The following is a 23,657-nucleotide window of genomic DNA, read 5'->3' as shown; positions in this document are numbered from 1 at the left end:
CAGCAGCGTCAGATCGCTGTCCAGCGGTAGCCGTCTGGCACTTTGCTGAGCCGACCTACCGCACTGTCGTTAAAATGTACGCTAAACAGCGTGGCATTGTGGCTGGTGGCATAATCCAGTAACCACATCCGTGAGCGCCGCGCGGCGTCTTTATCAAGGCAAAATACGGAGACCAGATCCGGGTTAGCTACCTGCAACTGACTGTGCATCACATCACCGGTAAACAGCGCCATCTCTCCTGCGGATTCAAACGCAATACTCATATGACAGGCGCTGTGGCCGTGGGTAGGCAAAAAGTGGATACCCGGCAGGATCTCACCCCCGCTTCCTGCTATGGTCTGCACTTTGCCAGCCTCAATCAGTGGTTGCACGCTGTCGGCAAAAATCACTTCCTGTGACGCGGCAGCCGGTGTCTGATGCCAGTCAATTTCTTCCTGTGCAATGATCCATCTGGCATTCGGAAAGGTCGGCACCCATTGTGTCCCATCCCAACGGGTGTTCCAGCCAACATGGTCAATGTGCAAATGCGTGTGTAAAACGTAATCGATGTCTTCCGGGCGCAAGCCGGTGGCAAGAAAGTTCTCCATCCATGGGCTGTTCAGCCGGTCAAACAGTGGACTGGAAGGACGAGACTTATCATTACCCGATGCAGTATCAATCAGAAATCGGCCCTGCGGTGACTCCACCAGCCAGCTGTGGACGCTTAACTTCAGCGGGCTCTGTAGCGTCATCCCGGATGAAAACGTTGTGAGATGTTGCTCAGTCACCTCAGGAAACAGCGCCTCTGCGGGTAGGCTGATCCACTGTTCAAACAGTTTAGTGATGCGCAGTTCGCCAACACTCCAGCTTTGCATTTTGGTCATATCAGTCCTTATTGGATTGTGGAAAGGAACCTGGAGAATTTTGTCACTGTTGCTCAGTCAAATAACAGCCGTAGAAATTGAGATATTCAGCAGATTTAAAATCCGTCACTGCAGACGTACTTTAAACTATAGTACCAACAGGCATCCCTTGTGCTGAGGTGGTTATTGCCGGGGGAATTACAGCCTGCCAGGTATTTATTGCCCATGGCACAGGGGCACGGTAAAGAATCAACCGACTTATTTCTTTGGAGAAAAAGTTACTATCTTTATTGTTAAAAGGCCGATAGCCATAGTGACCGAAAGAATACCCATGTTTGACGGTATGTTCACGTTCATTGTTCCGGTTGTCAGTCCGCTCAGGTTTACCGCATGGCCAGACCCCTGAAGGTCATGACAGATTTCGCGGCCGTGGCTGCCAGCGCGTATTTCAGCTCACTTACGCTTAACAAACGCAACAAAACCGGCGGTAAACTGATCCGAACGCCTGTCCACCAAGCTGCCGGGACCTGGTGGCACAACGCATGCCATTGACCAGTGACGGTCGGGTAGCGGCAGCCGGGACCTTTATCGAAAAACACCTGTTCTGTTAACCGTATGCATTACCCAGCGGTAGCCAATTGATGCTGTCCTGCTGGCTAAAGGAGCAGCTTACACATCCATTCAGGAGCCTGCATTCCTGGTCCGGCGTTCAGTACACAAGAAATGCTGCCATCCAACGTGAAACAGTCCGGGGAAGTTGACTGGTCCGTTCATCAGTGCGTTAAGGTTTATCAATGTGTCCTAAATCGCGATCAGGGAAGCAGACATTGCGTACTCGCTGTTTCAGTTCCTTCACATCAGGAAAACCGCCATCTGTTTTACGGTCCCAAATCAGCACTCCGTCAATCGCTATCTGATAAATGCCGCCGCTGCCGGGGATCAGCGTGACGGCAGCCAGATCGGTGCTGAAAGTATGCAGCAGCTCTTGCGCCATCCAGCCAGCGCGCAGCAGCCAGTTACATTGTGAACAGTAGTGAATGGTGATGGTCGGCGGTGTTTTCATAAGGTGTATTCCGGGAGTGATTGATTCATCATCTTGCGGTGGAAACATACTGTCAACATCTGTTCTTTTTTGAATTGCGAATAAATCTCAGTATGAGTTGATAAGCTTAATCATTATCATTATCATTATCATTTGTTGTTTTGGTCAGGGATCGACATTTATAAGGCGCAGCAAGCGCACGCTCTTTTTGCGGATTTTACGCCTGTGGCAGCAATGTATGAGTCGATACTAATAAAGAATAAAGGCTTACTAAAATGCGTAAACTTATTTCCTCAAAGGGAATTGTCCAGACGTCTGTATTGTGCAGTGCGCTGGTCACCTCTTGCTATTCCATCGGGGCAGAAAACACCACCAGCAATACTGCCGACACTGCTACCTTGCTTCAGGCTGCCAATTCCTCTGGTAAATCACAGGCCGTTTCAACTCACACTAATGCCGCTGAACCTCAGATGGTTGTAACCGCGCCGCGGTTGAAAAAAGAAGCGGGCAGTAAGACCACCGTCAGTGCAGAAGAGATGCAAAAAAAAGGTACCAACGATTTTGGTTCCGTAATGCGTTATGAGCCGTTAATCGCTGCCACTGGCAGCAGTGGCGGATCTTCAGCGGGCAAGAGCGGCTTTGACCGCAGCGGCTATACTGGCTACAACATTCGTGGCCTGGAAAGCAACCGTGTCGGGCTGGATGTGGATGGCATCCCACAGCCAGAGGCAACCGGCCGCAGCTATGTTAGTCGCGTTGGTGTGAATACCTTTGGTATCGGACGCGACTACATCGATCCCTACATCTATGGTCAGGTGGACATTGAATCCGGTGCCACCTCCACGGCAAAGGCTAACAACGCCATTGGTGGCGCGGTCTCCTTTGTACCTAAATCAGCGGACGACTATCTCTCACCCTATAAACAGACTTACTTTGGCTACCAGTCCGATTATGATTCCTCCAACCGCAGTTGGCACAATGGCATTACCGCCGCCGCCGGTGATGAAACCCTGCGTGGCGTATTTGTTTACAGTCGCCGCGATGGTCAGCAAACCCGCAATAATAGCGGCACCATTGCCGCGTATCCGGCAAACTGGCACTCCAATGCGTTGATGGCCTCTGGTATCTGGCAGCCGAACGATGAGCACAAGCTGACCGGCACCGTCGATTATTACGACAAAACCAATCATACGCATTATGATTCGTGGAACACGGCAGGCAGCGCCATCTGGGGTACTGCACAGCAGCAGAGCAATACGCGTCGCTGGGGTGTCAGCCTGAAAGATGAGTGGACGCCTGCCAACGCCTTTATTGACAGCCTGACGTCACGTGTTTACTACCAGCAGACGCAGGCCCATGACAATACCTGGATGCCCTCCAGTGCCACAGCAATGCAGCGCGTCTGGTCAGATTATGACGTTGATACCTATGGATTTGAAACGCAGCTGGCTAAATCACTTGGACGGCATGAGCTGAGTGGCGGTCTGAATGGTAGCATCAATAAGACCACACGCCCGTTTCGTCAGGAGCCAGCAGCCAGTCAGTACAGCGTGATCATGCAGCCGGAAGCGGACAGCCGCAGCTATGCGCTTGGCGGCTATCTGCAGGATAAAATCCACTTTGACCTTAGCGGCCATGATTTCAGTATTGTACCCGGTGTGCGTGTGGCGCATCAGACCACCAAACCACAGAACCTCAGTAGTCTGACGGCCGGCAGCAGCGTGCTGACTGAATCTCAGTTGCAAACCCTGTACGGCAAAGACAATTCAGATACGCAGGTACTGCCTTCTCTTAGCTTTAATTACGATATCACGCCGCAGCTAATGACTTATCTGATGTACAAGCGTGGCGCACAGTTCCCGAACGCCAGTCAGCTGTATGGCTCATGGAACCTTGGTTCCAGCTATGCTGGCCGACAGCAGTATGCGCTGATTGGTAATACCGATCTGAAAACTGAAACCAGCAACAACGTTGAGTGGGGGCTGAAAGGTCAGGCCGTAGAAGGGGTGACGCTGAATGCGGCGATGTTCTATAACACCTATGAAAACTTTATTGCCTACACCCGTTACACCCGTTCAGCCAACCCCGGTATGTTCAGCAACGTGCCGTCAAATATCTACACTATCTATCAGGCTGAGAACCGCGATAAAGCCTATATCTATGGTGGTCAGGTGAGTACCAAAGTGAACTTTGGCACCTGGTATGAAGAGGTCAACGGACTGAGCGCCACCTTTGCATTGGGCTACAGCGAAGGCAAGTCCAAATCAAGCTACTCCGGCGATCGCTATGTCGACCTTGACAGCGTGGCACCGGTGAAAGCCATTGTTGGTATGGCCTGGGATGATCCGGCGAAGCGTTATGGTGCCGCCGTCACCGCGACCTTCGTCAAAGGTAAGCGTGCCACCGATACGAATCGTGAATCCTACGCCAACAGCGGTAGTGCGCTGACTGATTCAGACAGTGAGTATATGCGTGTGCCGGGTTATGGTCTGGTGGATATGACCGCCTACTGGCAGGTGGCGAAGCACGTCAGAGTTAACGGGGGCATTTATAACCTGACTGACCGTAAATACTGGGATTACCTCAGTAGCCGCAATCTCACCGAAACCACCAGCCAGGATGCGTATGATAAAGCGCTGGCGGTGATGCCAGGTCGTACCTTCCAGCTGGGTATGAACGTCGATTTCTGATCGTAATACAGATTTACTTATCACCTGTTGCCCTGCATGTATTTGCAGGGCATCTGTATGGGAGCAAATGGAAATGAACACTCTTTTTAAACGTTATCAGGATATTAAGGCAGAACAGCCAAAAAAATATGCCCGTGATCTGGCCAGTATGCTTGGCGTCAGTGAGGCAGAACTGACCGAAGCCCGCACTCAGGACGATGCCATCGCGCTGCGGCCGGACTTCACCGCGCTGCTACCGGCGCTGGAAGCGGTGGGAGAAACCAAATCTATCACCCGTAATGCCTGGGCTGTCCATGAGCAGGTGGGACGTTATGAGAATCTGCGGCTGGGCAATCATGCGGCGCTAATCCTTAACCCGCGTGCGCTGGACCTGCGTTTTTTTCCAACGAAATGGAAAAGCGCTTTTGCTTTGCAGGAGAAAACCGCCCGGGGCGAGCGTCACAGCATCCAGATTTTTGATGCGCATGGTGATTCCGTACTGAAGATCTACACCACGCCTGAAAGCAATATGACGGCCTGGCAGACGCTAATTGATAGCTTTACCGCGGATAATGCCGGGCGACTGAGCGTGACTGCTCCGTTGCCTGACACATTTAATTCGCAGCCAGACACGGCGAAAATAGAGCAGGAATGGCGAGCCATGACGGATGTTCATCAGTTTTTTGGCCTGCTGAATCGTCATAATATTTCCCGCCAGCAGGCGTTTCGTATGGTTCCCGGCGATCTGGCTCAGCAGGTGGATAACCGTGCGCTGGATGAGCTTCTCAAGCGCGCGCAGAATGACGGCAATGAGATCATGATTTTTATTGGTAATCGGGGCTGTGTACAGATTTTCACCGGCGTGGTGGAGAAACTGATGCCGATGGATAACTGGCTGAATATCTTCAATCCAACCTTTACCATGCATTTAATGGCAGACGCCATCGCAGAAAGCTGGGTTGTCCGTAAACCCACCGTTGATGGCATAGTGACCAGTCTGGAGTTGTTTGCCGCCGATGGCACGCAGATTGCGCAACTGAACGGACAGCGCACTGAAGGTCAGCCAGAGCAGACGCGCTGGCGGGAACAGATGGCCATTGTCACTAATGGTGTGGGGGAAGTGGCATGAAAGCCTGGTTTATAGCACTGCTGGTGATGCCTTTTACCTTGCTGGCACAGCAGCGAATAGTTTCTATTGGCGGCGACATAACGGAAATTATTTATGCGCTGGACGCCCAGCAAAGCCTGGTGGCCCGTGATTCCACCAGTCTGCATCCTGCCGTGGTCACCAAACTGCCTGATGTCGGCTATATGCGTCAGCTCAATGCTGAAGGGATCCTCGCGATGAAGCCAACCCTGGTGATCGCCAGTGAGCTGTCCAAACCGTCAGTGGCATTGAAGCAGGTTGAGCAGGCGAACGTTAAGGTGATCACCGTCACTGGCGAGTATTCGTTGAGCGCGATCCAGCAGAAAATAGCCACCGTTGCCAGCGCGCTGCACAAAGAGGAAGAGGGCAAGGCGTTGGAGGAAAAGATCGCCAGCCAGCTGGCTGGCGTACCGGATAAACCGCTGCCCATTAAGGTTTTGTATATCATCAACCATTCTGGCATGAAGGTGATGGCGGCCGGTACGGAAACTGCCGCAGACAGCGCTATTCGCAGTGCAGGATTACAAAATGCGATGGGCAATATTCCTCACTATCAGGCGCTGACGCAGGAAGGCATCATTGCCAGCGCGCCACAGCTGGTGGTGATGGGTGAAGAAAGCATGAAAGCGATGGGCAGCGAAGATAAAATATGGCAGTTACCCGGGCTTGCGCTGACGCCGGCCGGGAAAAATCACCGCCTGTTGGTGGTCGATGAGATGGCGTTGCTGGGTTTTGGCATTGAGACGCCTGGGGCGATCGTCAAACTGCGTAAGGCGGCGGAAACCATCGCGCAATGAAAAGGGCGAACGTGCAATGGGCGTTGTTGGTGATGCTCATCGTGATGCTGGCGATGATAGTGTTGGCCGCCAATTTCGGCGCGATGCGCCTGTCGCTGACCACGCTCTGGCATGCGCAAGCCGACAGTATGGAATGGAAAATCTGGTGGAATATTCGCCTGCCGCGCGTGCTTCTTGCGGTGCTGGTGGGGGCGGCGCTGGCACTGTCTGGCGCAACGATGCAGGGGTTGTTCCGTAACCCTTTGGCCGACCCCGGCCTGTTAGGGATCAGCAGCGGTGCATCACTGATGCTGGCGTTCTCCGTGGTACTGCCGATCCAATTGCCTCTGGTGCTGGCGCTCTGGTGGCCGATGCTTGCGGCCTTCACCGGTAGTCTGGCGGTGACGATGATTATTTTTGTACTCAGTCGCCATCGCAGCGGCACGCTTTCCCGCCTGCTGTTAGCTGGCATTGCCATTAACGCTCTTTGTGGAGCAGCGGTGGGTATCCTGTCGTGGATAAGCAACGATCAGCAGTTACGCCAGCTTTCCCTTTGGGGCATGGGATCGCTTGGCCAGGCACAGTGGTCAACGGTACTGGCCTGTGCCGGGCTGATCCTGCCAACGATGCTGGTGATCCAGTGGCAGGCAGGGCGGCTTAATTTGCTGCAACTGGGTGATGAAGAAGCGCATTACCTGGGGGTGGATGTGCGGCGAACTCAGCGCACCTTACTTATCCTCAGTGCGCTGATGGTCGCGGCTGCGGTGGCTGTCAGTGGCGTTATTGTCTTTGTTGGTCTGGTGGTGCCGCACCTTATCCGGCTGTGGATGGGGGGCGATCACCGTTGGTTGCTCCCCGGTTCGACGCTACTTGGTGCTATTCTGATGCTGGGTGCGGATACCCTGGCGCGGACGGTGGTTGCTCCGGCGGAAATGCCGGTAGGGCTACTGACCAGCATGCTGGGTGCGCCGTGGTTTTTATGGCTGATCCTACGCCGACAGGGAGACCACCGATGAGTGCGGTTCTTGAGGCGGCTGACGTTTCTTATCGCGCCGGGCAACGCCTGCTGATTGACCGGGTTTCGCTGACGTTACGTCCAGGAGAGATGGTGACGCTGATCGGACCTAACGGCGCCGGAAAATCCACGTTGTTGAGAATACTGACCGGTTTTTTGCCGGTCGGTGAAGGCCGTTGCACGCTGGACGATCGGCTGATTGAACAGTGGCCCGGCGATCGGCTGGCCCGACGCAGAGCGGTGATGCGCCAGCAAAGCCACATTGAGTTTGCCGTGCCGGTGCGTGAGGTGGTGGCGATGGGGCGTGCGCCGTGGCCGGAAAAACCCGCCGGGCCGGTTATTGACCGGGTTATGCATCTGACCGGTTGTGACGAGCTGGCATGGCGGGACTATCGCTATCTCTCCGGCGGCGAACAGCAGCGGGTTCAGCTGGCGCGGGCGCTGGCACAGCTCTGGCATGATGACGGACCCCATGGCTGGCTGTTTCTGGATGAACCCACATCGGCGCTGGATCTCTTCCACCAACAGCACGCTTTACGCTTGTTGCATCAGCTCACCCGCAAGGGGCAGCTGATGGTCTGTTGTGTGCTGCACGATCTTAACCTTGCCGCGTTGTGGTCAGACCGGATACTGCTGTTGCATCAGGGCGCGCTGGTCGCCAGTGGCACGCCCACTGAAGTCATGACCGAAGCGATACTGACCCGCTGGTATCAGGCGGATTTGCAGGTTCACCACCACAGCCAGGATGCGGTGCCGCAAATTGTCCTGCGACGTTAATGACGGCGATGCAGGCCACGGACTTACTGTGCCGTGGTGTTGCTGCCAGGATCGGCAGTGGCAGGCATCGGTGCGACATCCGGCGGCAGGAAAATATGGTCCAGAATATTTCTTGCCAGCGGTGCGGCAGTGACACCGTTGACGCCGCCGTTTTCCAGAATTAATGCCATCGCCACCCTCGGATTGTTAAAAGGCGCGAAGACGGTATAAAAAATATGGTCACGCAGGCGTTGTGGGATCATTTTGGCGTTATATATCTGGTTTTGCTTCAGGCCAAACACTTGTGAGGTGCCGCTTTTACCCGCAATGCCGTATGGCGCGGTGTGAAAATATTTATAGCCAGTGCCGTTGGGGGCATTGGCCATGCCAAACATCGCGCGGCGCACCAATCCCCAGTAAGGTGAACTGGCATCGCCAATTTGCTGTTCAGGGATGGTCTGCTTCCAGGGTTCCACCTCTTTACCCCGTTTCTCCTGATAGAGCAGATGCGGCTGAATCACCCGGCCATTATTAATCAGGGTAGCCAGCGCTTTCACCATCTGAACCGGCGTGGCAATCCAGTAACCCTGCCCGATACCCACGGAGACGGTATCACCCTGATACCAGCTTTTTTTATGTACTTTCTGTTTCCACTCACGGCTGGGAAGCAGACCGCTGTACTCCTCATTCAGATCGATACCGCTGGGTTTGCCGTAGCCGAACTGACTGAGCATGGTATGTATACGGTCAATCCCCAGCATAAACGACACCTGGTAGAAAAAGGTATCAGCTGACTCCTCAATAGCGCGGGTGACATCCAGCGTACCGTGACCGGTCTTTTTCCAGTCACGATATTTCCGTGTTGTACCGGGCAGTGTCCAGGTGGGAGCGCCAAAGAAAGTGGTGGATGGGGTGATCACATGGGTGAGCAGCGCCGACATCGCCATGTAGGGTTTTACGGTGGAGGCGGGTGGATAGAGCCCCTGAGTGACGCGGTTGATAAGCGGCAGATCTTTGTTATTGAGCAGCGCTTTATAGGCCTTATAGCCAATCCCTTTAACAAAAGGATTGGGATCGTAACTTGGACTGGAGACCATCGCCAGCACGTCGCCATTTTGTGGGTTTTCAATAAGTACCGCTGCCCGCTGGCCAACCAGCTGGGTTTCGACGTATTGTTGCAGATGCAAATCCAGTGTCAGCCACAGATCTTTGCCCGCCACTGGCGGCACTTCTTTCAATACACGGATCACCCGACCGTGGTTATCCACCTCGACTTCCTGATAGCCGGTTTTGCCGTGCAGCACCGATTCGTAATAGCCCTCAATACCCTGTTTACCGATATTGTGGTCAGCAGCGTAATTCTCGCCGATACCTTCTTTATCCAGGCGTTTATAGTCACTGTCATTAATTTTGGAAACGTAGCCAATGACATGCGCCAAATCGGGGCCGTAGGGGTACTGGCGATCTTCGTAGCTGTTGATGTTTACACCGGTGAATTTGTACTGATTCACTGAAAAGCGCGCCACTTCTTCATCGGTTAGCTCGGTTTTCAGCACCACAGGCTTATAACGGCTGTTGGCGTGCAGTGAGTGGGTGAAATTATCAATATCGTCAGGGGTGAGGTCGATAATTGGCTTTAGCTGTGCCAGCAGATCTTTCATATCCTGAACTTTGTAGGGCAGGATCTCAATGTCATACCAGGTAACATTTTTCACCAGCGGGATGCCATTACGATCGAAAATGATCCCGCGCGTCGGGGCGATGGGGATCATCTTAATGTCATTCTGGTTGGAGCGGGTCTGATAATACTCATTTTGTTCGATCTGCACATGCCACAGATTGACGACAAGCGTGACGAAACCGGCCAGCACCAGGCCAAAGGCTACCAGTGCCCTGCGAACAAACAGTTTTTCTTCTTCTGCAAAATCTCTGAATTTCATTACCGGGAAATCGTGTCATGGTCTCTTTTTTTGCCCAATGATAGAGATTGCGCAACAAATCACGACCAGAAAGATGCATCTCCGCCGCTTAAAGTGTGACATTTATTAAAAATGTTACAACTGAGGTTGTTTTTTGTTCATTAACGGTCCGGTTTCGGTAGTGGGAAGCCCTGTTGCAAAACAATGGTGCCGCATGAAATGACGCCGGCAGATATTTCCCGCATAAAAAGCGACTTTGTTACCGCCGCCCGTCGCGCAAAGGATGCCGGTTTTGTATGGCTGGAATTGCATTTTGCCCACGGTTATCTGGCGCAAAGCTTTTTCTCTGTCCATGCCAATCAGCGGCAGGATGAATATGGTGGCAGCCTGCAGGGGCGTAGTCGTTTTCTGCTGGAGACACAGGCCGCAGTGCGCGATGAGTGGCCGCAGCATCTCCCCCTGACCGCACGTTCGGTGTGATTGAATATGATGGACGTGACGAAACCACACTTGAAGAAGCCATCACCTTGACCCGCCAGTTTCGTGAGGGAGAGCTGGATCTGCTCAGTGTCAGTATCGGCTTCTCTACGCCGGATGCTGACATTCCCTGGCTTTGGCACCGGTTGCTGAACGTGTCCGCCGTGAGGTAAATATTCCGGTCGCTTCTGCCTGGGGAATTGATGCGTCCCCCACCGCTAACCGGGCGATTGAAAACGATGAACGGGATATAGTTATGGTGGGGCGTGCGCACCTGTCCAATCCACACTGGCCTTATCAGGCCGCGCTGACGCTGAAAAAAGAACAGGCATCCTGGGTTCTGCCTGCTCCTTACGCGCACTGGCTGGAGCGTTACCGGATCAGCGAATAATGCTTTGCTTTTTTTTCTGGCAGGAGTGCGCTTCCGCCTGCGCGCTGGGCTGACAAACGGTTAAACCCTGCATAGAGATTGAGGATCTGGCGGTAGCAAATCAGCGACATGTCGTTGAGTCTGGTCATCCCCAGCTTTCTGAAAGCATTCTGTTTATGGGAACTGATGGTTTTAGTGGAGAGATTCAGCTTACGGGAAATAAAGTCCGTTGAATGTCCCACCGCCAGTTCCCGTAGCACGATATTTTCTTTCCTGGAAAGATGGTCGGTGTGCATCGGATTGTCTTCGGCGATGGTTTTTAGCAACGGGAGTACACTTTTTATCGGGCATTTTTTAGAAACTATCCAGTATGGGTAGAAATTACTCGGTTCATTCTGTAAAGGTAAATCCACCACAAATACAATATTTACACCGAAGTAACTGGTATTGTGGGCAAGACCATTTTGCGGCTGAGCCATTTGTGAATAATGGATATCAACAATCACGATATCTTCCTGCCGAAAGCTACAATAACAAAAAAGAAGTAATCCGTTTGCGTAACTGTACTGCTTCAGTTCTTTCTTTGAGGTGGCGAGGATATTTTCCAGCCCCCGGACAAAGAAATGATCATCAGAAATAATATATATACACATAATTCCCTCTATGTTTGATTATCCTTAACAATCCTTTGGCATCGCTGGTTTCAGTAATAATAAATAGTAAATGTCACGGTGGCATCGGCTTTGCCCGGTGTGACCAGTGGCGCTGTCTGGATATAGCGCGCCAGAAGAGGCAACGAGAACAGTGTCGAACCGTCATCCGGCAAAATATACTGCTTGTTCTCGCTAAAATTCACCATCTGCGGGGAAGCATCGCTCAGATTTCCCCATGCCAGCTGTATACCCACGCCAGAGGCACTGTCAGTGCCATTTTTTAAACCTAAAATACCCTGGGAGCTGTTAATAATCGAAGTGTTTGGGGAAAGCGATAATTTAATACTGTTGCTTATTTTATCTCCATCCTGAAGCCTTCCAGATTCTGCTCCTTTGCCTTCAGTTATTATGCCGTGTAAACGGGGGCAGTCGACCAGTTTTATTGAGGCATCTTTCCAGGGGCTATGGTTGCCGGTTTGTTTAAAGGTTCCTGATATTTCATAATCCCCCATGGGAACATTAATATCCGGGGTGATACAGGTTCTGGATATGATATTAATCTCGCCTGAGAATCTCAGACTGCCAAGACTAACCGGCGACCGATCTTTAGAGTGCAAGCTGTAATTGACCGAGGGTAAATTTTCTCCGCCAATCCTGCCGGGTATAATAACGCCGGTTTTGATTAATACAACATCAAATTCGATTCCTTCATGCGGCATCCATTTATCATTGGGATAATTATCTTTTTGGATTGCCGTAAGGGGGTAGGTAAAGGGGACGGTGTATTGCGTACTGTCATAAGCGTAGACAGCCACACCGATACCGGGTACGTCGGTCTGATAAACTGAGCCAGGAGGAAAACGACCATCGGACCAGTTTGAAGGCCGTAGCCCGGTGGCGAAATCCCCCCTGATTGATGACGCGATGGGTATCTCATTTTTACAGTCGAGTGTTACGGGGGAAGTGGGTCGGAAATGCTGGTGCCAGACAATTGTGCCGTTGCTGACATCCGGTCCAACCGTGATTGCGCCGCCTTGCAAAGGTAGCACAGGGGATGATGCAAGCGCGGGGTTGCTGACGTCACAACCGGCAGCCAAACAGGAGGAACACCCGGCCATCACCATAAGGATGATAACGGGAATGTAAGATCCGGGCATTATTTTCATAGCAAACTCCTTTTTTAGTCATCCGGTCATGTTCAGCGTGTTAACGACTGTTGTCCCCTGAGGCCGGGTCGTGTGCTGTATTCAGGCACTGACTGTCAAAACGTTGAAGAAGAGGGTGTTTTGTCTTTCCAGTGGGTTGCAGGAAATACGCCACCGTACACTCGCCCTCCGGGCCGTCAGCCCATCTGACCCTTAGCTGGCCCTGCGTTTCATTTACCCGCACAAAAATCTGGCCGGCCTGCCCCACTGAGCCCAGTGAATTGCCGCGATGGTCGATAATTTCTGCGCCAAATTTTACCGGCTCTCCCTGATAGTGCGCCCTGATCAACAATGGTGTGCCAAAACGGGTACTGTATTTCACCGCGACAACAGCCCCCGCCCTGGGTACAACCTGCTGGGTCGTGCTATTTAGCTCAATGTGGCTGGAGGCTCCTGCCGGATCGATGGCGATGTCATTAAACTGATAGGGATTGAGATAGGGCACCGCGGCAAATCCGGCGTGATCAACATACACGCCGGGATAGGTGGAGGCTCTGGCTCCCTCGGCACCCTGTGCTTCCACCAGTGCAAAGGTGTCAGAAGTGTAAGGTGTCATCGTCAATCCCCCGGCATGTGCCAGTACCGTACCACTAAGACTGACTGAGCCACTTCTGTAGCTATTTCCCTGGCTCCAGCTTCCGCTCAGCGAGGTCATCCGGGTACGATAGCTGCCAGTGAGCGAACCGGATGTGCCACTGCTGCTCTCATTTGTTGCAGTGATACCATAGCTGAATGGATTAGCTTCACCGATTGCCCCGGTCAGCGTGGCTTGTTTAGCGTAGCGCCCGTCGCCATCCCGATTTAAATCAATGCGAAGCTGTGAGGTGGTACGGTTGGCATATCCTCTGAGAGGAAGGGTAAAGTTCAGCAGGTAGTTGTTTTCTGCCTTGCCGTCAGTAGAAAAAGTCCTGCTGGCAGTCATCCCCCACGAGAGCGATTTAAATCTGTTGCTGTAGCCAAATTGAAACTGCCGGGTATCGTGCTGCTGGTTCCAATAGTTCTGTATTGAACCAGCAAAGTTCAGATGACCAAAATCTGTCGGCAGTGCCTGATTGAGGGTGAGTGTCAGGCGTTGTCGGGTTCGCCAGCTTGCGAAAGAAGAGGTTCCACTTTTTAATGCCTGGCGGTGTTGCAGGGTACTGAGCAGATCCTGATAACCCTGGGTAGAAAATTGCCAGACAGAAAGGGAAAGATTACTGCTGGTGGCATCGATCGTTTTGCTGTAGGCAAGCTTATAGCTCTCACCCCCTCCACGTTGAGGTGTACGCCAGCGATCTTCCCTGTCACGGGCATGGGTAATATCCAACGCAAATGCGCCAGCCGAAGTCCCCAAGGCAGCACCCAATTGTATCGCCTGGTAGCGTTCGCTAAATTGCAGTCCACCCCAGCCGGTAATGGCATTACTGAAACCATACTGCCAGGAACTCTGGAAGAATGATGGATTGCTGTGCAGACTGGCGCTGCGGATCTTGCCTGCCGTGAATGAATAGCGATGATTACCCGGTCGCAACAGCTGGGCAATAGAGGAGTACGGGACCTCAAAGTGCTGTTCGCTACCATCCGATTCGTGAACGGTGACATGCAGATTACTGCCGTATCCGGCAGGATAAATATCGTTAATTAAAAACTCACCCGGTGGGACCGTGGTTTCATAGAGTAGCTGATCGTTTTGCCGCACGGTGACACGCGCTGACGTGCGGGCTATGCCTCTGATTTCAGGTGCATAGCCGCGCTGCGAGTAGGGAAGCATACGGTCATCAGTGGCGAGCTGTATGCCGGTAAAAGGCAGCGTATCGAAAATTATCCCAGGCGTGGAAGTCTGGCCCATCAGTAACCGCCCCTGCAAAACAGGTATGTCACGTTGCAGCCAGGTGTTCACCGTGTTGTAGCTGAATGGTTGATGCGCCTGCCAGCTGCTGTGGCCATTGTGCCGCAAATACCACGGACCCAGATTCAGTCCGGCATTCAGCGAACCGTAAGCAGACTGAAAGACGCTGCCCTGACTTTCACGGCGCCAGGCGCTGACGGTATAGCCAAGAGGCAGAGCGGTAATTCCTTTATCCCACTGTTCCATGTCAACGGCTCCCCGCGCTTTTTTGATCAGCATAATTTGCGGAATGCTGATATTGAGACGCTGTTCGTTACTGTCATGAATAACCTCCGCCTGTGGGAGTTTTTTCCTGAGATCCACACAGGTGGTCGGATTATCTTCGCCGTTGTAAAAATCCGCGGGCAGTTTCTCCAGCGCAAAAGGGATCTTTTTCAGCAATGATGTGTTTAAACAGGGATAAACTACCTTATCCTTACCGGCAATAAAGCGGACATCTTCTTTTCCCATCGCCATGTCATTGACATATATCTCAGTGCGCCAGGTACCGGGCTGCACGGACGCACTTTTGGCGAACCGGCTCAGGTCAATGGAATTTTTGTCACTGACATAAAGGAAAGACGAATCAAATTGCACCTCCTGTGCCTGTTCGGGGACGTTTTCATTTGTCGTGGAGGCAAATCCAGTGAGATGAACCAGAAAACAGAGCGGCAGTGTTTTTCTTACACCTTTGCCATTGCGAGATGTTTTCATTGAAATCCTTTTCTGAAACGTCCTTACTAACTACCGTCGCTTTTAATGTCAGGTATCTGCGTTACTCCTGTAACGTGGCCTGAAATGCGATGAGCGCCCCATAGTCATTGATAAACTCCCCGGTAACTTTATCGCCGGCCTTACCTGACAGGCTGAATGGTTGCGATTGAAATGGGGCCACCATTTCTCCTTCGACTTTTTTGCCATTTAATATGACAGTAACCAGTGAGGCATAATAAGGCGTGGGATTACTGGCAACGATCTGTGTTCCCTGTTGTTGCCACCTGAGCATTTTGGCTGAATCGTCGGCCTCGCCGCCAAGGTTGTCAGGACGATAGAAAAATTTGATGCGTGTGCGAAAGGCCATCTGTAAAGAGTTGATGTTTTCCGTTTTTGCACTTTTTGCCGGAATTTCAAGGACGTTTAACCAGAACACGGATTCCCTGTCTTCCGGTAAGTCGGGATCGGTTTGACTGATCCTTAAGGTCTGGCCTTTTCCGGCATCGACGCGGTTAAAAGGAGGTGAGAGCACAAAAGGAACGTGGATATTCTCTGGTTTAGCTTTTATATCGCCATCATCAATCCAGCTTTGTACCAGTAATGGGCGTTGACCCATATTGGTCATTTTTACGCTAATTTCACGGGCGCTGGCTGGATAAATTACTCGCGTGCCATTAACTACAATACTCGCATACAGTACAGGACTGAACAGCGTCGCAACAACAGTGATAAATAAAGCAGAAAAAAACAGTCTTTTCATACTGGTTTCTTTAATTGAGCAAAAGGTAGTTGAAACGTAAAAAGGCAGAGAGATATTATCTCTCTGCTGCAAGCTCTGTTATTTATACATAACAGAATAAGTCACGTAGCTGGTGACCACACCGGCACCTGCCGCTGAGTTAGCGTAGTATTCTACCATGTACGGCAGAGTCAAATTACCGTCAACCATTTCACCATAAGTATTATTGGTTTGCTGGCTTGCATTACCCACAACAATAATGGACTGGTTACCTGCGTTGCGTAACTGAAATGCGACTTTTTGTTCAGCGGTATCATTCTGATCGATCAGGCGACCGTTAGTGTCAACACTATCACCTGCTTCAAAGAATGCTGCAGCGGTGGTCAACACACCCGCACAGTCGGTAAGGCCAATGGAAAATTCGGTCTGACCTGCTGTCTGCCCCTGTGTAGCCAGTTGGTTAACACCAACAATGGGGAGTGCTACTTCACCACTGGCATCGCCACCGTTAATGTTGCTATTACAGGTTGTTGCCTGAAGTGTGCCATTAAACGTAATGGTCCCTTCAGCGACTGCATACACATTGACTGATGAACATGTAGCCAGCATCGCTGCTACTAATGTTGCATATTTCATATTTAAATAACTCCTTAGATAACCAATATAAATTAAGTAGCTCTTTTTTCCTCTATAGAGCTACGTACCCTTCCCGCAAACGCGAGGGATTTGTAGATTGACTACAAATTCTCTTGAACGTAATAATAAACAGTGGTGACTTTATTTTTACTTATCTGATACCCCCGATGTGGTCCTGATTCTATTCTTGTAATAAAGTCATCAGGTATGCCAAGGGAGGAAAGTTTATTTCGCAAGCAACGCATTACCTGCCACAGTCGCTGATTCGATGAGCTGAGGCCATATTTATCCCAGACGTTGAGTAAAATATCTTCATGTTGAATTACGCCGCTATCAGCATTTTCCAGTAGGTATATAAACAGCCTCATCATGGTTTTCCTTAACGTTACTATTGCCGTAATATCGTCATGATTTAAATGGTTAATGTTGATAACCCTGCTCTGTATAATGTTGACCTGAATATCCCTTTCAATCACATAGCCAAAAACTTTCCTACTATGCTGATCCATTTTTTTGCCTCTATGTTAGTCACTGTAACTATAACTATAATTAAGGAGAGGTTGTGGTGTGAATGTATAAATAAATATTATCTTCTCTTATTAAATAAGCTCAACCACACTGTGGGATAGTGAGAGTTGTTCTGTTTTCAATCAGTTTGGTACAATATTCTTATTTTTTATTAATATTATTGTTATTTAACTCTGCAATTGCTGATTTTTTAGATAGAAATCCTGTTTTAATCAAAAAAACAATCATCAAAATGATATTCTTTTTTATTGTTTCGTACAGAATTAAAAGCGGATTGATTGTAATTTGTTTAATTTTAGTTAAAACAAGATTTGCGTAGTTAATATGTCAATAACGGATTTTTTTGTTAATTTTTAATCTGTTAACCATCATCTTATTATATGGCCATTTAATTTATGTTAATTAAATTTACTTTGAGAGGGGTTTTCAGCCAGGTGTAATCTTAATTGTGATGAAAATTAACTTTATGGGATGCCCAATCATGATTGTCATTCTGTTTTAATAAGAATCATCCCATATTAAAGCAAAATAATAAGAATGCAGTAATTTAATTTTAAATAATGAGACGCTCAGACTGGCACTGCGAGATAACATTGCGCAAGCAATCGCGTTAATCGTCTCCTTTATACGCCTCATCGCACCAATTATTGGGGTAATTCCTTTTATCTGCTATCTGCTATCTGCTATCTGCTATCTGCTATCTGCTATCTGCTATCTGCTATCTGCTCCAGTCCCGGCCATAATCGCGTTTACAGCTTTGCCAGGGCGGGTATGAACCAGCAGCATTGCTTCATGCCCGGTCAGTTAGTTTTCCTTTCCCGGCAATACCCGTTACCGGGATGTTCTCCGGCTTAAATAAACTGCTCGCGTTGAGGTCGGCAGATGCCGGTATCGATAGAGCCTGAGTCAGTCAGAATGACATCGGTGTCGCGTAATGCGCAGCCATGGTCACCACCCATCCGCTTCAGCCGATTGGGGTATGGCCAGGCCTGTCGATATCGGATGCTGTAACGGAAAGGCTTTTTCCCAGCCAGTAATCCAGACGGAGAAAGATTTCTGGATCAATCCAGGCCCATTAACACGGAATATCAACGTGGCTGGGGCTGGCAACCTTATTGATTGTCTTTCAACAGGGCTTCTTTACCTGCTATATCGGCGGGAATAACGGCCATTCTGTATCCTGCTTCGCGCACCATAATGCCTCAGAGGGACGCTGGATTTTTGTTGTTATAACATCAATGACCTGAGGTCAGTTCTGCGTGATGAAACTGCCTTTATCCCGCATCTGACCTCTGCAATAGTGCATTTTATTACGGCTTTTTATGACGTGTCATATTGCTCGCTATTCTGCAGCACTGTTTAATGGATGTCGCTGTGGGGATGCCAGAGGATAGGATATTTTGCCCCCCTTTATCTGATGTCGTTGGCAGCAGAAACAGCAGACCTTTACATTGTCGCCAAAGCGGACTTTGCCAATGGTGAGTGCCTGTAACGAAGTGTAGAGACTGCCAATAAAAACCAGCATATTCCTCGCAGGCATCTTCAAACACCCTGCCCGGTGAAGAGTGTGAAAACCGGCCTGATCGGTGTGTTGCGTAACATAATAGTATTCTGCGGGCATGTCATATGGTCCAATTGTTAATAGATCAAACTGCTGTTTGATATGTGAGTTTTTTGTTGGTTGGTTATTATAAATCCATTACCTTGATGGCGATTATTTTACAGATTAACCCCCTGTCATGTTGATTAGATATGTTTATATTTTTTCTGCTTTTATGGGAAAGTGTCTTATAAATTATATTTTTTTTCGTAAAAAAGATGGCACTTTTCCCCTGTTCAGAAATAGCGATGTCTTTGTGGTGCTTATTTTTTGTACAGAAAAAAAGAGATTGATAATCGTATGATTTTTAAAAATTATTTATATTTGTTATTGATATAATTGATTTTTTTTCATATGCACTTGCAATGTTATTGCCGCTGTTATGTTTCTTTCTCCGGGATTGGACAGATTATCGGAGGTGAATACAGGACATTTTATTTAATTAAAAATATTGATTTTTAATAACCAATCTCTCCTTTGAGTCTTAAATATTTTGCATGGGTGAAGTATGGTTTTTTTCTGACGGATACCCATAAATGATTAGTCCTTTTCACTGGATTTCCACTCTGTCCGCCGCATTTTCTTATCTGTTTGCGGATATTCCTGATTTACGCTGGCCCTTTAATATTGAACGTCCACGCAATTGGATTAGGTTAATATCCTATGAAGGGTAATTATGAAAATATAATAATCTAAGATTATACTGACTGCTATTTCATCACCTTGCAGAGAAATAATCTGTCAGTTGCGTGGTGGCAATACAGAAGACTTTCAGGCAACTACTGTTCTGTTATTGTCCGGGTAGTGTGGCTTATATGCCGATACGCTTTCGGATCGTACCGTTGTGCCGGCAGCCTGTCCGGGTATGAAACCGGCGTGGACCGCGATTCTGTATCCCGTTTGCGTGTTTAACTGAACCGGGAACAGGCGTTTACCATTACCGGCAAGGTTCTGGCAGCCTCTGTCAGGGCAGTTCAGAAATTGAGAAGTACCCTGCGATCGAAGACGGGGGACAAAAGATGGCGGCTGCAAAGCGATTGAAATGCCAGACGGTGACGGAAAGGCGACTACCGGAAGGATGTGGAGCGCAACGGCGTTTATTACCAGGGACCTGGCCGGATGCCGGTTTTTTTTGATAAACAGTGTTGTTTGTGAGACTGAGTGTCACCAGCCACTTGCGTGGGGTTATCTGGCTGACATTATTATTAGCCTTCTATTACGGCATATTAATAATTTTCATTCACTGCCAGACACCCTCGTCCGGCAGTGACAATTACCTGGTATACAAACGGATATTTCCGGTGGAAAAAAAGTCCTGTATTTTGCTTTTTTGTGGTGCCGGACCATAAAAGAATAACGTAATGTTTTTATTACGCAGCAGTGATCAGGGTATTTTTACTATGTGGTCCCGGATTAATATAATATTCGATATCAGTAATTCTTCTGGCGATTTTCTTCAGTAATACGCAGGGTGGTTGGCCTGTCAGGATAGCATCGCATAAACACATTAGTGAAATGTTCACCATAGGTAATTGATTCAGGCTCATTCTGACCCATCAGTGGCCTTACAGATTGCTTAAAATTAGGTTCATGGAAATAAGCCAGAGCATATCGTTCACTGTCAGGATGTAAAACTATCTTATGTGGCGTTGAAATAAGATGATCGCCTGTCAGATACTGGAGTAAATCACCGGGGAAAACGGTCACAACATCTGGGGTAAGTGGCATTGTGACCCAGTGTGGATCGCTCTGATATTCTCCCGCAGTACTTTGCCCTTCCAGCCAGTTTTTCTTCCTTACTTCCCTGTTTCCGTCAGCGGCGAGAGGAGGACGGATATCTAAACCTTCAGCATCTTTCTGCACCGCGATAACCAGGAAGCCATAATCCGTATGTGATCCAATACCTCTGTCAGATTCGGGTACAGCTTTCTGAAAACGCAGAATTCTCATATGGTGCCAGCCATCTTCTGTCAGGGATTTTAGCTGGTTCAGTGCTAATCCCAGTCCCAGTGAAGCCAGTTGCAATAATCTATCAACTATGTCTCCCATTGCATTCGTGTGATCGGTTACCGTTTTTTGATAAACATCATCAGGCCATGGCACGGGGCCGTGGCAGGGCCAGCCTGCTGCCACTCGCGCATCAGATAACGGTAGATCTTTGTATACGGTGAATATTTCTGAATAGTCTTCTTCACCAGCAGTAATCTCTTCTTTGCTGGCAATATACCCACTGTATGATGTGTCATTAAGAAACGTTTTTTTCTTTTCAACCGGCTCTTTAAAAAAACGCTTACTGCTTGCAATGGCGGCGTCGGCTATTGTCGCCTGCTCTGGCGTGAGCTGCACTTCGAAAATACCATCACGACGCCATACCTCAATCATTTCCCGGCCCAATTGGCGATCTTCATCGCTGCCAGTGACGATCGCTGGTAGGGTAAATTTCATTTTTATACTCTTCAGGATTAAAATAGCTAAAAAAATACATAACCACAGGCAGGCTGAAAAGGAATGTCAGAGTAATACCAGTAAGTAAGTTATTAATAAATTCATGGTGCGGGGAATATATGTTACCTTGTTTTTTATTGCAATTAAACCCCTGCGGTTCCTTACGGTAAATAAAATTTCTCTCATCTCTTTTCAGACGTGTATTTTTATTATAAATATCCTGGTTAAGGTAAATGGTGTTCGGTTCTGTTTTTGTTCCATTTTTTATAATTTTATTAACGGAAATATTTTCATCTTTATTAGCAGGTATCATTCATAGCCGTATTCCGATTGGCGATTTTATTTATCTTTTTGAGTGATTAAATTTCATCTGTACTGTTATGCTGAATTTTTTCTTACGTCCGTTCGCTCATGTGAAAAGCACTGGTCAACGGTTATGTCTTATTTAGCCACCGGCAGATCTGAATAGCGTGTGGTGTATCCCGGTGACAGCATGTCGCGCTTCATGGCCCAGCTTTTCCGGGTGCCCTGTCCGGCAAACCATACCGTCCCGCGGCCGGAACGATTAAGTTTATCGATCGCCTGCATCAGTTGATGGCTGGCCGGGCGTGGCGGATGTTCATCAAACAGATTGAGTTGCGCGACGCCCTCGCCGTAAAGGTCACTCAACATGATGCCTGCTTTCACATAGCGAAACTCCGCTTTCCAAATTCGCTCCAGTGAGTTGATGGCTACGCGTATAATGTCACGGGTATCGTCAGACGGTATTGCCAGGCGGCCACTGGCCTGCGGTGCATAAAATATGCTCTGGTCAGCATGTGGACTGGTGCGTATAAACACGCTGATGACACAGCAAAACTGGTTTCCGGCGCGAAGTTTTTCCGCAGCGCGTTCAGCGTAAGTACACACTGCCTGACGCATATCGTCATAACGGGTAATTCGATGGCCAAAAGAGCGGCTACAGATAATTTGTTGTCTGGCGGCTGGCACTTCATCAAATGCCAGACAGCACTCACCGCGTAGCTCACGAGCGGTGCGTTCAAGAACGACATTAACGTTTTTACGGATAACCCAACTGGTACTGTCAGCCAGCTGTAAGGCCGTTTCAATCCCCATCGCCTGAAGCCTTTTAGCGATCCGGCGACCCACGCCCCAGACTTCTTCCACCGGTACTCTGGCCATCAGTTTTCGCTGGCGCTGCTTATCAGACAGGTCAACAACCCCTCCGGTGGCAGGCCACTTTTTTGCTGCATAATTAGCAAGTTTTGCCAGTGTTTTGGTGGGGGCAATGCCCACGCCTATGGTAAGACCGGTATTTTTCAGGATCTGATTGCGCATCTGATGTCCGAAAGCGCTCAGTGACACACAGTTGGAGACTCCCCTCATATCAATAAACGCTTCGTCAATGGAATAGATTTCTATGGCGGGGGCCATTTCAGTGAGCGTCAGCATGACCCGGTGGCTGAGATCGGCGTACAGGCAATAATTCGAACTGAAAACAGTAACCTGTTGTTGACGCAGTTGTTCTTTTATTTTGAACAAAGGTGCTGCCATCTTAATGCCCAGAGCCTTTGCTTCTGCCGAGCGTGAAATAATGCAGCCATCATTGTTTGATACCACCACAACCGGTTTCCCCTGCAGATCCGGGCGAAAAACCGTTTCACAGGAGGCATAAAAGTTATTTACATCAACCAGCGCGTACATGTTTATTCGACTTCAGGGTGAAGGTAACCACGCCAAATATTTGCAACTCTTCTTCACCCTGGAAATTCACCGGGGAATAATGAGTATTGTGTGGGATAAGCTGCACGAAAGGTCTGATGCGAAGCTCCTTGACGGTAAACTCTCCGGCGACGGACGCCACCACAATATCGCCATGTTCAGCCGACAACGAGCGATCCACTACCAGCAGGTCGCCATCGCTGATACCGGCACCGATCATTGAATCACCACTGACCCTGACAAAATACGTTGCGCCCGGGTGTTTTATAACCAGCTTGTTCAGGTCGAGCGCATCCTCGACATAATCCTGCGCCGGGCTGGGAAAACCACAGGGTACCCGCTCAAGGTAAAGGGGGAGGTACAGGGCGCCATCGATAGCAGGACGGTATAGGGTTTGCATTACTGGTCTCTTTTTAACTGTATTTATATACAGTATTACGACTGGCATGGTCGGGCAAGTCCGTTCTCATGTTAAAATCTGAACGCGTTGATGCACCGGGAAATTTAGTTATCACCGGGATATAGCCTGCTTACC

Annotated in this window: 18 protein-coding genes and 1 pseudogene; 6 read left to right on the top strand and 13 right to left on the bottom strand. The window is 49.4% G+C overall.

The window, feature by feature from the left end; translation table 11 throughout:
• Window positions 1–8 precede the first annotated feature (8 nt).
• The gene (locus EB241_RS09315) at window positions 9–863 is read right to left on the bottom strand and encodes an MBL fold metallo-hydrolase (protein ID WP_124232914.1); all 855 of its coding nucleotides are present in this window, start codon (window positions 861–863) and stop codon (window positions 9–11) included.
• A 760-nt stretch (window positions 864–1,623) separates the two neighbouring features.
• The gene (locus tag EB241_RS09305; RefSeq protein WP_124232913.1) at window positions 1,624–1,905 is read right to left on the bottom strand and encodes a SelT/SelW/SelH family protein; all 282 of its coding nucleotides are present in this window, start codon (window positions 1,903–1,905) and stop codon (window positions 1,624–1,626) included.
• Window positions 1,906–2,159: 254 nt separating this feature from the next.
• Here EB241_RS09305 and EB241_RS09300 point away from each other — a divergent pair, with 254 nt between their 5' ends.
• From EB241_RS09300 to EB241_RS09280, 5 genes are all read left to right on the top strand, one after another.
• Window positions 2,160–4,574 carry a TonB-dependent receptor domain-containing protein gene (locus EB241_RS09300; protein WP_124232912.1) on the top strand — a complete coding sequence of 805 codons (2,415 nt, stop codon included), beginning with the start codon at window positions 2,160–2,162 and terminating at the stop codon, window positions 4,572–4,574.
• Between the two features lie 73 nt (window positions 4,575–4,647).
• A complete protein-coding gene (locus tag EB241_RS09295; RefSeq protein WP_124232911.1) occupies window positions 4,648–5,682 on the top strand; it encodes a hemin-degrading factor in 1,035 nt (344 codons plus the stop codon).
• On the top strand, window positions 5,679–6,497 hold the full coding sequence (locus EB241_RS09290; RefSeq protein WP_124232910.1) for a heme/hemin ABC transporter substrate-binding protein: 819 nt from the start codon (window positions 5,679–5,681) through the stop codon (window positions 6,495–6,497). The genes EB241_RS09295 and EB241_RS09290 overlap by 4 nt, the downstream gene beginning before the upstream one ends.
• Window positions 6,494–7,492 (top strand): FecCD family ABC transporter permease, encoded by a 999-nt coding sequence (locus tag EB241_RS09285; protein WP_124232909.1) that lies wholly within the window; start codon window positions 6,494–6,496, stop codon window positions 7,490–7,492. Before EB241_RS09290 ends, EB241_RS09285 begins: the two co-directional genes overlap by 4 nt.
• Window positions 7,489–8,268: a heme ABC transporter ATP-binding protein gene (locus EB241_RS09280; RefSeq protein WP_124232908.1), complete on the top strand. Its 780-nt coding sequence runs from the start codon at window positions 7,489–7,491 to the stop codon at window positions 8,266–8,268. Before EB241_RS09285 ends, EB241_RS09280 begins: the two co-directional genes overlap by 4 nt.
• 23 nt (window positions 8,269–8,291) lie before the next feature.
• On the opposite strand, the gene mrdA is transcribed toward EB241_RS09280, so the two are convergent.
• Entirely contained in the window at window positions 8,292–10,187 is a 1,896-nt protein-coding gene (gene mrdA, locus EB241_RS09275; protein WP_124232907.1) for a penicillin-binding protein 2, read from the bottom strand.
• 186 nt (window positions 10,188–10,373) lie between these two features.
• Between mrdA and EB241_RS09270 the strand changes: the two are divergent.
• Window positions 10,374–11,034 (top strand): annotated as a pseudogene (locus tag EB241_RS09270) (oxidoreductase); the annotation flags it as partial.
• Here EB241_RS09270 and EB241_RS09265 read toward each other — a convergent pair.
• The 10 genes from EB241_RS09265 to umuD form a co-directional block, all read right to left on the bottom strand.
• Window positions 11,016–11,666: a helix-turn-helix domain-containing protein gene (locus EB241_RS09265; protein ID WP_124232906.1), complete on the bottom strand. Its 651-nt coding sequence runs from the start codon at window positions 11,664–11,666 to the stop codon at window positions 11,016–11,018. The pseudogene EB241_RS09270 and the gene EB241_RS09265 sit on opposite strands and share 19 nt — an antisense overlap.
• A 50-nt stretch (window positions 11,667–11,716) precedes the next feature.
• On the bottom strand, window positions 11,717–12,832 hold the full coding sequence (locus tag EB241_RS09260; RefSeq protein ID WP_124232905.1) for a fimbrial protein: 1,116 nt from the start codon (window positions 12,830–12,832) through the stop codon (window positions 11,717–11,719).
• Between the two features lie 40 nt (window positions 12,833–12,872).
• The gene (locus tag EB241_RS09255) at window positions 12,873–15,452 is read right to left on the bottom strand and encodes a fimbria/pilus outer membrane usher protein (protein ID WP_124232904.1); all 2,580 of its coding nucleotides are present in this window, start codon (window positions 15,450–15,452) and stop codon (window positions 12,873–12,875) included.
• 61 nt (window positions 15,453–15,513) lie between these two features.
• Window positions 15,514–16,212, bottom strand: coding sequence for a fimbrial biogenesis chaperone (locus EB241_RS09250; RefSeq protein WP_124232903.1), 699 nt, complete (start codon window positions 16,210–16,212; stop codon window positions 15,514–15,516).
• Window positions 16,213–16,290: 78 nt separating this feature from the next.
• The gene (locus EB241_RS09245; protein WP_124232902.1) at window positions 16,291–16,827 is read right to left on the bottom strand and encodes a fimbrial protein; all 537 of its coding nucleotides are present in this window, start codon (window positions 16,825–16,827) and stop codon (window positions 16,291–16,293) included.
• Between the two features lie 101 nt (window positions 16,828–16,928).
• Window positions 16,929–17,336 carry a winged helix-turn-helix domain-containing protein gene (locus EB241_RS09240; RefSeq protein ID WP_124232901.1) on the bottom strand — a complete coding sequence of 136 codons (408 nt, stop codon included), beginning with the start codon at window positions 17,334–17,336 and terminating at the stop codon, window positions 16,929–16,931.
• A gap of 3,050 nt (window positions 17,337–20,386) precedes the next feature.
• Complete coding sequence (locus EB241_RS09235; protein ID WP_124232900.1) at window positions 20,387–21,400, bottom strand: 2-oxoglutarate and iron-dependent oxygenase domain-containing protein; 1,014 nt, start codon at window positions 21,398–21,400, stop codon at window positions 20,387–20,389.
• Entirely contained in the window at window positions 21,360–21,713 is a 354-nt protein-coding gene (locus tag EB241_RS09230) for a hypothetical protein (RefSeq protein WP_124232899.1), read from the bottom strand. The genes EB241_RS09235 and EB241_RS09230 overlap by 41 nt, the downstream gene beginning before the upstream one ends.
• A 128-nt stretch (window positions 21,714–21,841) precedes the next feature.
• On the bottom strand, window positions 21,842–23,104 hold the full coding sequence (umuC, locus tag EB241_RS09225; protein WP_124232898.1) for a translesion error-prone DNA polymerase V subunit UmuC: 1,263 nt from the start codon (window positions 23,102–23,104) through the stop codon (window positions 21,842–21,844).
• The gene (gene umuD, locus EB241_RS09220) at window positions 23,088–23,522 is read right to left on the bottom strand and encodes a translesion error-prone DNA polymerase V autoproteolytic subunit (RefSeq protein WP_124232897.1); all 435 of its coding nucleotides are present in this window, start codon (window positions 23,520–23,522) and stop codon (window positions 23,088–23,090) included. Before umuD ends, umuC begins: the two co-directional genes overlap by 17 nt.
• Window positions 23,523–23,657 lie beyond the last annotated feature (135 nt).

Source organism: Erwinia psidii, from assembly GCF_003846135.1.
Taxonomy (GTDB): Bacteria; Pseudomonadota; Gammaproteobacteria; order Enterobacterales; family Enterobacteriaceae; genus Erwinia; species Erwinia psidii.
This window is presented reverse-complemented; position numbering and strand designations above follow the sequence as displayed.

What these genes read in the sequence shown, in the direction of transcription:
- EB241_RS09300 (WP_124232912.1), top strand. Translation starts at nt 2,160, where the DNA reads ATGCGTAAACTTATTTCCTCAAAGGGAATTGTCCAGACGTCTGTATTG.
- EB241_RS09280 (WP_124232908.1), top strand. Translation starts at nt 7,489, where the DNA reads ATGAGTGCGGTTCTTGAGGCGGCTGACGTTTCTTATCGCGCCGGGCAA.
- EB241_RS09315 (WP_124232914.1), bottom strand. Translation starts at nt 863, where the DNA reads ATGACCAAAATGCAAAGCTGGAGTGTTGGCGAACTGCGCATCACTAAA.
- EB241_RS09240 (WP_124232901.1), bottom strand. Translation starts at nt 17,336, where the DNA reads ATGGATCAGCATAGTAGGAAAGTTTTTGGCTATGTGATTGAAAGGGAT.
- EB241_RS09305 (WP_124232913.1), bottom strand. Translation starts at nt 1,905, where the DNA reads ATGAAAACACCGCCGACCATCACCATTCACTACTGTTCACAATGTAAC.
- EB241_RS09285 (WP_124232909.1), top strand. Translation starts at nt 6,494, where the DNA reads ATGAAAAGGGCGAACGTGCAATGGGCGTTGTTGGTGATGCTCATCGTG.
- umuC (WP_124232898.1), bottom strand. Translation starts at nt 23,104, where the DNA reads ATGTACGCGCTGGTTGATGTAAATAACTTTTATGCCTCCTGTGAAACG.
- EB241_RS09290 (WP_124232910.1), top strand. Translation starts at nt 5,679, where the DNA reads ATGAAAGCCTGGTTTATAGCACTGCTGGTGATGCCTTTTACCTTGCTG.
- EB241_RS09235 (WP_124232900.1), bottom strand. Translation starts at nt 21,400, where the DNA reads ATGAAATTTACCCTACCAGCGATCGTCACTGGCAGCGATGAAGATCGC.
- EB241_RS09245 (WP_124232902.1), bottom strand. Translation starts at nt 16,827, where the DNA reads ATGAAATATGCAACATTAGTAGCAGCGATGCTGGCTACATGTTCATCA.
- mrdA (WP_124232907.1), bottom strand. Translation starts at nt 10,187, where the DNA reads ATGAAATTCAGAGATTTTGCAGAAGAAGAAAAACTGTTTGTTCGCAGG.
- EB241_RS09260 (WP_124232905.1), bottom strand. Translation starts at nt 12,832, where the DNA reads ATGAAAATAATGCCCGGATCTTACATTCCCGTTATCATCCTTATGGTG.
- EB241_RS09295 (WP_124232911.1), top strand. Translation starts at nt 4,648, where the DNA reads ATGAACACTCTTTTTAAACGTTATCAGGATATTAAGGCAGAACAGCCA.
- EB241_RS09230 (WP_124232899.1), bottom strand. Translation starts at nt 21,713, where the DNA reads ATGATACCTGCTAATAAAGATGAAAATATTTCCGTTAATAAAATTATA.
- EB241_RS09265 (WP_124232906.1), bottom strand. Translation starts at nt 11,666, where the DNA reads ATGTGTATATATATTATTTCTGATGATCATTTCTTTGTCCGGGGGCTG.
- EB241_RS09250 (WP_124232903.1), bottom strand. Translation starts at nt 16,212, where the DNA reads ATGAAAAGACTGTTTTTTTCTGCTTTATTTATCACTGTTGTTGCGACG.
- EB241_RS09255 (WP_124232904.1), bottom strand. Translation starts at nt 15,452, where the DNA reads ATGAAAACATCTCGCAATGGCAAAGGTGTAAGAAAAACACTGCCGCTC.
- umuD (WP_124232897.1), bottom strand. Translation starts at nt 23,522, where the DNA reads ATGCAAACCCTATACCGTCCTGCTATCGATGGCGCCCTGTACCTCCCC.